The organism is Porphyromonas sp. CAG:1061, assembly GCF_000435035.1.
Classification (GTDB): Bacteria; Bacteroidota; Bacteroidia; order Bacteroidales; family Porphyromonadaceae; genus Porphyromonas_A; species Porphyromonas_A somerae.
In genome coordinates this window covers 7,082-7,709 of the sequence record NZ_HF988933.1, presented here as the reverse complement: position 1 = coordinate 7,709, position 628 = coordinate 7,082, and the positions used below count along the sequence as shown (strand labels likewise).

General features: G+C 50.8%; 1 protein-coding gene. It reads right to left on the bottom strand.

Annotation, left to right across the window (positions count from 1 at the left end; translation table 11 throughout):
• A partial coding sequence (locus QVO39_RS06875) for an ABC transporter permease (protein ID WP_288171892.1) occupies nucleotides 1–628 on the bottom strand: 628 nt, incomplete at both ends.

Genomic DNA, 628 nt, shown 5'->3' with positions numbered 1-628 from the left:
GATCTGCACAAAGTCATTGGGCCGGATTCCTTCAAATGTATTCAGTGGTATAAAGGCGGTTCCGAAGAAGGGCGAAGGCGACTTAACCACCCCTACGATCCGGTAGGTAGCTCCAAACACCGTAAAAAGTTCGCCTATAGGATCCACGCCCGAGGCAAATAGCTTCGATACTAGCCCATCCGAGATGAGCACTACCCGCTCCTGCTCATTATGCTCTTGAGGCGTAAAGAGCCGACCTGCTCGCAACTCCAACTTGCCGAAACTTTGCTCCGGCCAACCAATGGTCCGTATTTGCAGCATTTGAGAAGCAAAGGAGGTACTCCCATTAGAGAAGAAAGAAAACTCAGGCTCCATTAAAGTCACCCGATCACTAAACACCTCCCTAAGGTAATCCAATTGATTGCGAGTGATGAATAGCTGTCGCCCCTCTTGATAGCCACCGTACGCCGTCTGTGTCTGATTGAAGTAAACCCCCATCTTCACTTGGTCGGCACCTACGGCACTGACCATTGTGCGGATACCATTCTCCACCCCCTTACCAGCTCCCAGCATCACCACGAGGATAATGATTCCCCAAGCAATAGAGAAGCCAGTCAGGAAGGTCCTGAGCTTATTATTCCGGAGGGAG